The organism is Mesorhizobium sp. M7A.F.Ca.CA.001.08.2.1 (genome assembly GCF_003998455.1).
In the GTDB taxonomy this organism is placed as follows: domain Bacteria; phylum Pseudomonadota; class Alphaproteobacteria; order Rhizobiales; family Rhizobiaceae; genus Mesorhizobium; species Mesorhizobium ciceri.
In genome coordinates this window covers 1-6,635 of record NZ_RZPW01000316.1, presented here as the reverse complement: position 1 = coordinate 6,635, position 6,635 = coordinate 1, and the positions used below count along the sequence as shown (strand labels likewise).

General features: G+C 62.4%; 5 protein-coding genes and 2 pseudogenes. 2 read left to right on the top strand and 5 right to left on the bottom strand.

Features of this window, described 5'->3' with window-relative positions; translation table 11 throughout:
• The 5 genes and pseudogenes from EN914_RS19080 to EN914_RS19060 all read right to left on the bottom strand — a co-directional run.
• Window positions 1–436: pseudogene (locus EN914_RS19080) on the bottom strand (amino acid ABC transporter permease); the annotation flags it as partial.
• Window positions 437–445: 9 nt separating this feature from the next.
• Complete coding sequence (locus EN914_RS19075) at window positions 446–1,633, bottom strand: amino acid ABC transporter permease (RefSeq protein WP_013532422.1); 1,188 nt, start codon at window positions 1,631–1,633, stop codon at window positions 446–448.
• A gap of 63 nt (window positions 1,634–1,696) precedes the next feature.
• A complete protein-coding gene (locus tag EN914_RS19070; protein WP_024505009.1) occupies window positions 1,697–2,725 on the bottom strand; it encodes an amino acid ABC transporter substrate-binding protein in 1,029 nt (342 codons plus the stop codon).
• 443 nt (window positions 2,726–3,168) lie between these two features.
• The gene (locus EN914_RS19065; RefSeq protein ID WP_024505010.1) at window positions 3,169–4,044 is read right to left on the bottom strand and encodes a DUF2182 domain-containing protein; all 876 of its coding nucleotides are present in this window, start codon (window positions 4,042–4,044) and stop codon (window positions 3,169–3,171) included.
• A gap of 9 nt (window positions 4,045–4,053) precedes the next feature.
• Entirely contained in the window at window positions 4,054–4,689 is a 636-nt protein-coding gene (locus EN914_RS19060; protein ID WP_013532425.1) for a DUF1326 domain-containing protein, read from the bottom strand.
• Between the two features lie 454 nt (window positions 4,690–5,143).
• Here EN914_RS19060 and EN914_RS19055 point away from each other — a divergent pair, with 454 nt between their 5' ends.
• Window positions 5,144–6,325 (top strand): cystathionine beta-lyase, encoded by a 1,182-nt coding sequence (locus EN914_RS19055; protein ID WP_024505011.1) that lies wholly within the window; start codon window positions 5,144–5,146, stop codon window positions 6,323–6,325.
• Between the two features lie 130 nt (window positions 6,326–6,455).
• Window positions 6,456–6,635, top strand: a pseudogene (locus EN914_RS19050) (hypothetical protein); the annotation flags it as partial.

Here is a 6,635-nt window from a genome sequence, read left to right as displayed (position 1 = left end):
GCAGAACCGCATTCAGCCCTTTGCGTGGCACCTTCGGCATCAGCATCGGCACCAGCAGCGCCACGAACAGGATGGCGACCAGGATCGGCCGCCAGCGCTCCTCGATGGGATAGCGGCCGAGCATGAACTGGCCGAACTTGGCATTGACGAAAGCCCAGCAGGCGCCGGTCCAGCCATCCGGCTGGATGCCGCCTTGCGCCACCGTGGCGCATACGGTCCGGTCCGGCCCCGTCCACACGGCGTTGATGAACGCCCAATTGATGATTTGCGGCAGGATCATCGCCACCAGGGCGATGCCGACGATTGTCAAAATGGTGTCGCCGGTAGACGCGATCAGGTTCTTGCGCACCCATGCGCCGAGGCCGGTGACGCTGGCGGGCGCCGGCTGCGCCAGCACCATTTCGGTGCGCACCCAGGACATATCATGTTCTTGCATGTCCTTACCTCACCTCTCCACCAGCGCCATCTTGGCGTTGAACCAGTTCATCACAAGCGAGGTCAGAAGGCTGATGGCGAGATAGATCACCATCATGATCACCACGCCCTCGACGGCCTGGCCGGTCTGGTTCAGCACTGTCCCGGCGGTCGCCGTCAGGTCCGGATAGCCGATGGCGATGGCCAGCGACGAGTTCTTGGTCAGGTTGAGATACTGGCTGGTCAGCGGCGGAATGACGATGCGCATGGCCTGCGGCACGACGACCAGCCGCAGGATCGATCCGGACCGCAATCCCAACGCACCGGCGGCTTCCGTCTGGCCCGCGCTGACACCCCTGATGCCGGCACGCACGATCTCGGCGATGAAGGCGGCGGTATAGCAGGACAGCGCCAGATAAAGCGACAGAAACTCCGGCCGGACCTGAAAGCCGCCGGTCAGGTTGAAAGTCGACTGTTTGGGGTAGTCGAAGCTCAGGGGAAAGCCGCTCAGCGCATAGGCGAGCAGCGGCAGCCCGACGATCAGCGCCGCGGATGTCCAAAACACCGGAAATTGCTGGCCGGTCGCCATCTGCCGTTGCCGCGCCTTGCGCGCGACGAACCACGCCATGGCGATGCCGACGAGCAGGGCGACGAAGATCAGCCATGAACCGTCGCCCCATACGGCGCGTGGAAAATAGAAACCGCGCTGGTTGAGAAAGGAGCCGAACGGCAAATTGATGCTGTCGCGTGGCGCCGGCAGCACGGCCAGCACGCCGGAATACCAGAAGAAGATGACCAGCAGCGGCGGGATGTTGCGGAAGACCTCGACATAGACAGTGCAGATCTTCCTGATCAGCCAGTTCTTCGAGAGCCGGCCGATGCCGATGACGAAGCCGATGATTGTCGCGGTGATGATGCCGACGATAGCGACGATGACCGTGTTGAGGAGGCCAACCAGAATGGCGCGGCCATAGGTCGAATCCGACGAATAGGCGATCGCGCTCTCGCTGATATCGAAGCCGGCGCGGCCCTTGAGGAAGCCGAAGCCTGAAGCGATGCGCAACCGCGTCAGGTTGTCGATGACGTTGTGGGCAATCCACCAGACGCCCGCCACCAGCAGCACGACGACCAGCACCTGGAAGAATATGCCCCGGATTTTCGGATCGTTGATGAAGGAGCCGCGGCTGGGCTCCTCGCGAAGTACGTCCTGCGATGCCATTCGACCGTCCCCTGGAAAGAGAAACCGGGAGGCAGATGATCTGCCTCCCGGATCACATTTCGATCAGCGGATCGGCGGCGCGTATTGCAGGCCGCCCTTGGTCCACAGCGCGTTGATGCCGCGCGCGATCTTCAGCGGGCTGCCCGAGCCGACATTGCGCTCGAACATTTCGCCATAATTGCCGACGGCCTTGACGATGTTGACCACCCAGTCATTGGAGACGCCGAGATCGGTACCGATCTTGGTGTCGGCTTCCTGGCCGAGAACGCGCTTGATCTCGGGGCTGGCCGAGTTCTTCATCTCATCGACATTGGCCTTGGTGATGCCGAGCTCTTCAGCCTGCAACAGCGCGAAATAGGTCCATTTGACGATGTGGTACCACTGGTCGTCGCCCTGGCGAACGGCCGGTCCGAGCGGCTCCTTGGAGATGATCTCGGGCAGCACGACATGGTCGGCCGGCGATCCCAGCGTCAGGCGGATGCCATAGAGGCCCGACTGATCGGTGGTGTAGACGTCGCAGCGGCCGGCATCATAGGCGGCGTTGACCTCTTCCAGCTTTTCGAAGACGACGGGATTGTACTCCATCTTGTTGGCCTTGAAGTAGTCGGCGAGGTTCAGCTCGGTGGTGGTGCCGCTCTGCACGCAGACGGCTGCGCCCGAGAGCTGCAATGCCGAATTGACGCCCGGCAGCTTCTTGGCGTTGATCATGAAACCCTGGCCGTCATAATAGGTGACGCCGATGAAATTCAGGCCGAGTGCCGTATCGCGGTTGATGGTCCAGGTGGTGTTGCGCGACAGGATGTCGATCTCGCCCGACTGCAGCGCGGTAAACCGCTCCTTGGCGCTGAGCGGCGTGAACTTGACCTTGGAGCCGTCACCGAAGACGGCGGCCGCGACAGCGCGGCAGAAATCCGCATCGATGCCTTGCCAGTCACCCTTGTCGTCCGGCGCCGAAAAGCCGGCCAGGCCGGTGGAGACGCCGCACTGGATGAAGCCCTTCGCCTTGACGGTGTCGAGCGTGGCCGCCGACGCGGCGGACGCCATCAATCCAAGCGTGGCGGCGCCTAGAATGCCGATAGCAATGTGTTTCATGACCCACAGACCCTTTTCTCTGTTTTTCAGGAGTAAATCCTGATTTTTTTCTCCCGTGTGAACGCGGCTTCATCCCGGCCCATCCCGAAACCCCGCATCGTAACCGACGCGCCGCCTCCCATTCACAAATGTCATCGAAGGCGATAATTCCTGTGAGGTCAAGGGAAATGACCCAAACCCGAAGAGTTTGAAAACCGATTGCCGTAAATGCCTGATTTACAGACAAACACGCCCGCGAATTAGTCAGCAGGGGCCAATAAAGGCGGCAAAGCTGATGCAACGCCAACGCGGGGCCGATACCGGCCGCGGCAGCGAAATCCATCCAGGGCAAATACCTCGTGGTTGTTGACCTCCGCGTGGGGCGAACTACCATGTCCCAAGATTGTCTTCTGACGATTTACTGGCGGCTGGAGTCCAATACAGGTCGCAGACGAAGACTGTTCTCAAAAGGCTTGAAAGACGATCCAGGTCCCGATGCCAGCCATCAACGCGCCTGAAACGCGCGGAATCAGCTGCCCGGTCGGCACCGTCTTCTCCAGCAGGACCAGGATGGCGATGCCGGCGATCCACAGCACGTTCATGACGCCACCGACGAACAGCAGGGCCATCAGCGCCCAGCAGCACCCCAGACAGTAGGCGCCGTGATCGATGCCCAGCCGAAGCGCGCCGAGCGGAGCGGAGCGGAATCCGCCATGGCCGGCCAGGAACGCGATCGGGGCCTGACATTGGCGCAGGCAGACGCCCTTCATCGGCGTCCATTGATAGAGACCGGCGGCGATCAGGACGAGGCCGCCGAGGACCGCGCTGCCGGTCGCCATCGAGGGGTCGAGCAAGGCAAGACGGGTGAGCAGCCATTGCGCACCGGTCGCCACGAGGCTGAAGACGGCCCAGACGGCGAGGTAGCCGGCAAAAAACCATCCCGTCGAAGCGATGGGCCTGCCATCCGCCCGCGCCTTGCGGCCGACACCGGCATAGAGCAGCAACATCGGTGCGACCGAAGGCGTCATCATGCCGACCATCATCACCGCCCACATCGTGAAGGTGAAAGCGAAATCGGCCAATGCCCAGGCCCGGATGCCTGGCGCCACGGCGGCGCCCATATCCATGCCGCCCATACCCATGTTCGACCCGTCCATATTCGACATGTCCATTCCGGCCATGTCACCGCCTCCGCTGTCCGGCAAGGCGGAGCCGGGCATGACCATGTCGGTGGCGAGCCACAGCACATAGGCCCAGGCGAGCACGGCAATCACCACGAGCGCGGCCATCACGACCGCGCGATCGCGCCGCAGCACCGCCTCGAGGGCCGTGTCGCCCATTGGATCAGGTCAATGCACGATGCCGCTCTGCGTGAGATGCAGATTGGCGAAATGGCTGTGCGTATCGGCCAGCTCGAACTTGATCGGGCCCGTCGCCTTTGTCCAGCCGCGCCCGACCTCGGCGATCGCGTATTCGAAGCCGTGCGGCAGGTCGATGCGCGCCTGGTGGGCAGCGCCGGTGACCGGATTCCGGATCGGCTCGCCACGACCGTCGGTTATACCCTCGACATGCAGCTGACTGGTTCGCGCGTCGACGTCGATGTTGAATTCGATCGGCGCAAAGATCGGGTCGTGGAACTTCTCCAGCGTGGTCGAAAAGACCTGGAATATCGTTGCACCCGGTTCGGTGTCCAGACCGCCCAATATGCGAAGCAGCGCGCCACGTTGGGCTTCCGTCGCCCTCTCGTCGATGATCACCGCGGCTTCGCCCCCGCCCTGGTGTATGGCGCCGGGCCAGCTGAAAATCCCGACGAACCGCAATCCGTCGAGCTTGGTGTCGCCGTGATGGCCGCTTTCGATTTCCATGCCGGCGACCGCCTGGCAGAACCCGTATGTCGGCATGGCGTTGAACTGGCACGGGCAGCCATAGGCGCAGTTGCAGTTGATGAATTCGCGCGCCTTCATGGCCCATTTGACGTCCGGCATGGCATTCCTCCCTTGCCGCGCTCACGCTTGGTGAGCGCGATCCGGATCGTGGAGGACCAGAGGTCAACCGGCAGCAACCATCCGGCAGCATCTGATCGAAGCAATCCGGCGATTAATATTAGCCGACAATCATATACTTTCCGCAGCCGCCCACAATAGCCGATCGGCGGAGATGATGGCTCCGAACGCAGGTCAATCAAAGACCGCCTTTTCGCGATAGGAATTTTTTCTTGACACCCTGCCCTCAGCTATGATACATTTTTGTCCATGGTGCTGATTTGCGCCGATGACCCGCCGCACAGGCGGGTTTTTCGTTTGATATCCTGTCCCCGCATCGCTGTTTTTGCCGCGACGAATTGGCATATTCGAAGTCCATCTCCTGGCGGACGGTGGCTGTTGCACGGTCCATGCCGCCGCACTATGGCTAGCGGCTTGTCAAACAAGGCGACGCAGAATGGCGAAAGACGGCGAGCACTTTAGCGGCGGGATGGGCATCAACACGCGGCTTGCCCATTCGGGCAACAATCCGCACGACTATTTCGGCTTCGTCAATCCGCCGGTGGTGCATGCCTCGACCGTGCTTTTTCGCGACGCGGCGTCAATGGCGGCTCGCACCCAGAAATACACTTACGGCACGCGCGGCACGCCGACGACCGATGCGCTCGCCCACGCCATAGACGCGCTGGAAGGTTCGGCAGGCACGATCCTGGTGCCGTCGGGCCTTGCGGCGGTGACGGTACCGCTGCTCGCCTTCGTGTCGGCCGGCGACCATCTGCTGATCGTCGATACCGTCTATCATCCGACCCGCAACTTCGCCGACACGATGCTGAAGCGGCTGGGCGTCGAGGTCGAGTACTACGCCCCCCATGTCGGCGCCGGCATCGCGGCGTTGATCAAGCCCAACACCAAGGTGGTGTTCACAGAATCACCGGCCTCCAACACCTTCGAGGTGCAGGACATCCCGGCCATCGCCAAGGCGGCGCACGCCGTGGGCGCCATCGTCATGATGGACAATACCTGGGCGACGCCACTGTATTTCCGCCCCCTCGACCACGGTGTCGACATCTCGATCCATGCGGCGACCAAATACCCGGCCGGCCATTCCGACGTGCTGCTTGGAACGGTGTCGGCCAATGAGAGCTGCTGGACGCATCTTTATGAAAGCTTCTGCACGCTTGGCTGCTGCGCCGGGCCCGACGACGTCTACCAGGTGCTGCGCGGCCTGCGCAGCATGGGCGTGCGCCTCGAACACCATCAGCGCAGCACGCTTGCCATCGCCTCCTGGCTCGAAGGCCAGAAGGGCGTGGCGCGCGTGCTCCACCCGGCCCTGCCCAGCCATCCGGATCACGCTCTATGGAAGCGGGATTTCTCCGGCTCCAGCGGCATCTTTTCCATCGTGCTTGCCGGTGGCGGCCAGAAGCAGCAGCACGCCTTTCTCGACGCGCTGCAAATCTTCGGCCTCGGCTATTCCTGGGGCGGTTATGAGAGCCTTGCGGTACCGGTCTGGCTCGGCGACCGCGTTGTCGCGAAGGCCCCCTATGAGGGTCCATTGATCCGCCTGCAGATCGGCCTCGAGGACGTCGACGACCTGAAGGCCGACATTTCGCGCGGTCTGGCCGCGGCGGCGGCTGCGTAGCGGAATTCTATTCCCTCAAATTGCAGTTTCCCGGATCAGTTTGGCTTTCAAATTCAACGATGCCGCGTCATTGCGGTGCGATCAGCACATTTTCGACTTCCCCTGGAATATCGGCAGAGTTTTCGACCTCATGGCTTTCCGCCTTTTTGTTCCCATTCTTGCCGGCGCGACGCTGCGCGAGCGTCTCGTCGCCTGTATCGGCGCGACGATCGGCATTGCACTCACCGGTGTGATCGCCAGCCTTGTGCTCGGCAACGGCCCGCACGTGCCGCTGCTGGTGGCGCCGATGGGGGCGTCGGCGGTGCTGCTG